Below are 2,506 nucleotides of genomic sequence, written 5' to 3' on the forward strand. Positions count from 1 at the left end.
ACCTCGGCAGGTGTGTAGCCGGCATAAACCGGAACGGTGGGCTGCTCATCGGTGAACAGGATCCAGTCCCGGGTCTTCTTCGGCAGCTTGCGCCAGGGAGTGTCGACGTCGTGCCCGAGGGTCACCAAGATGTCCCGCAGGTTCTGCCCCTGCCAGGCACTCGGCCAGGCCGCGACCGCACGCTCACGGATTGTGAGGGTATCGTCCGGGACCATCGAGCGCTCGGTGACATCGTGGATGCGGCCGATACCGTGGCAGTTCTGACACGCTCCTTCCGGTGTGTTTGGCGAAAACGACTCCGCATACAGCAGGGCTTGCCCCCGCGGATAGTCGCCGGCGCGCGAATAGAGCATGCGAAGCAGGTTCGACAGCGTGGTGACGCTTCCGACCGAAGATCGCGTCGTCGGAGAGCCCCGCTGCTGCTGTAGCGCCACAGCCGGCGGCAGACCGTCGATCTCGTCGACCTCGGGGATCGACATCTGGTTGAACAGACGCCGGGCGTAGGGCGAGACCGACTCCAAGTATCGCCGCTGTGCCTCCGCATATAGCGTGCCGAAGGCCAGCGACGACTTGCCGGATCCGGACACACCGGTGAAGACGACCAGCGCGTTTCGCGGAATGTCCACGGATACGTTCTTGAGATTGTGTTCTCTGGCGCCACGCACACGAACGAAATCCCCGTGCGGACTTGTAGCGGATGGGGACACGTGCTTGGCAGATTTCATGGTGCCTCGCACGACTCGCTTCGGCGCCGGACGTGCGGCACGCCCCCTATGTGCGCGGATAGAGCGGTTGAAAACTGCAAGGCGCGCGGTCCGATCGATCTGGCCATCATGCGGCTTCAGAGGCGTCGTAGAGATGTTCAGGCAGGAGATTCAACTCTGCACAAATTTCGAACTCGCGCTCGGTGGGCATTGAGCTTCCTACGGGTTGAGGGCTGGAAATCGGAGCAGTGATCGTCCCGCCGGACCAACGGCCAGGCGACACGGCTTTCATCCCTTCCAGCCGTCCCGATCCTTTGTAGCTGGTCTCGCCGTAATCCGGACGAGGCTGCATAGCGTCGGTCGAGCCGGGCATTGCCTGCTTCTGGGATGGGAAAAGCGGCTTGGAGTGGTCGATCGGCATTTCGGAAACTCAATGCAAGTGCGCCTGTTACAATGAATGCGTGGGGTCGTGGTTCCCGCCTTACAGGCCGCTCCATCTAGGCCATTTCGGATCCGCAGGCGCCATCCGATCGAACCCGGAGCGCACCCGTACGTTCGGACATTACCGAAGCGGGCGGAGGATTAAAATGGACTTGGAAAGCGACGTTCGATTCATGCGGGAGGCGCTCAAGGTGGCGACCCAAGACGGCGCAGACCCCGCTCTGTCGCCGATCGGCTGCGTTATCGTCATGGAGGGCAAGATCGTCGCCGCCGAGCGCAATCACGTCGCCCGGCACCATGACGCCGTCGCCCATGCCGAGATCGAGGCGATCAGGAAGGCTGGCCGAACTTTTGACAACGGCGAACTTCGAGGGGCGACGCTCTACACGACGCTCCAGCCGTGTGGCATGTGCACGATGGCGTCAATCTGGTCGAAGGTCGGGCGGATCGTCTTCGGCGCCGGGCGGAGGGACGTCCATCAAATGTATTTCGAGGCGCGGCACGTCGATACGCTGGATTTCGTCGCGAACGCCTATCGGGACGACCTGTCGATCGAAGGTGGCGTGCTCCGGGACGATTGCAGCAAGCTTTACTATCGGCCATGGGACAAGGTGCCGCTCGTCAAACAAGGTAACAAGTGACCGCATCGTCGGCGTCAGATGCCGCCGATAAGCGACCCTCCCGCCGCCCTGGAACATGACCGCCTGACGCCATGAACCGCCCTATCCGGCCCAGGTCCCCGCCTGCTTCAACCGCATTGGGCGAATTTGAAATTGACGGAATTTCAGACTGACGGCAGAATGATCCGATGGGCCAGTTCGAACGACCAACCTGTCCTGACTGCGGGGCTTTCTTGATCCTGGTGCTACCTCTTGGCGGCAAGGGAAAGCGCACGCTTCAATGCCTCGACTGCGAAGGCCCCGACCCACTCGAAACCGAGCAGGCGGTCGGATGGTTGAAGGGCGAGCTGCGGCCACCGAAGTAAGGGCCTTCGGTTCACCTCGCACCCTTGATTATGCCCGCAATGAACAGCGTTTCTTCGTTTTTCGAGGATTCTAACTTAAAGTCAGGAACCGAACATAGTCACGTTTGTTAGCCGACATCACCGCCTCGATCTTGGCCTCTACCGGTGACGAGAGCAGCGCTCCCGCCCTTTTCTGAAAGCGGGAACATGTGCAGCGCATGCGACGAACTCAAACTGAAAATTAATCGGTACCGCGAGATCAACAGACAAGCTCTCGATCCATTGACGATCGAGCGCATAGCATCTCTGGTCTATGATCTTGAGCGACAGCTTGCCGCTAAGCATTAGCGTGGATCATTTCGGCGGCTTGTCTCCCTGCTCGATGGGGTAACTTTTA

Annotated in this window: 1 protein-coding gene and 2 pseudogenes; 1 reads left to right on the forward strand and 2 read right to left on the reverse strand. The window is 60.5% G+C overall.

Going from position 1 to position 2,506, the window contains the following annotated elements; genetic code table 11:
• Together JWQ24_RS24485 and JWQ24_RS24490 are read right to left on the reverse strand one after the other, a co-directional pair.
• Nucleotides 1–725 (reverse strand): annotated as a pseudogene (locus JWQ24_RS24485) (excinuclease ABC subunit A); the annotation flags it as partial.
• Nucleotides 726–984: 259 nt separating this feature from the next.
• Nucleotides 985–1,125 (reverse strand): annotated as a pseudogene (locus tag JWQ24_RS24490) (NAD(P)-dependent oxidoreductase); the annotation flags it as partial.
• Nucleotides 1,126–1,291: 166 nt separating this feature from the next.
• Here JWQ24_RS24490 and JWQ24_RS24495 point away from each other — a divergent pair.
• Nucleotides 1,292–1,786, forward strand: a complete 495-nt coding sequence (locus tag JWQ24_RS24495; protein WP_299813784.1) for a nucleoside deaminase — start codon at nt 1,292–1,294, stop codon at nt 1,784–1,786.
• The last annotated feature ends 720 nt before the right edge of the window (nt 1,787–2,506 follow it).

This window comes from Tardiphaga sp. (assembly GCF_028290495.1).
Lineage (GTDB): Bacteria > Pseudomonadota > Alphaproteobacteria > Rhizobiales > Xanthobacteraceae > Tardiphaga.

Coding starts and splice junctions, on each gene's coding strand:
- JWQ24_RS24495 (WP_299813784.1), top strand. CDS start 1,292: ATGGACTTGGAAAGCGACGTTCGATTCATGCGGGAGGCGCTCAAGGTG.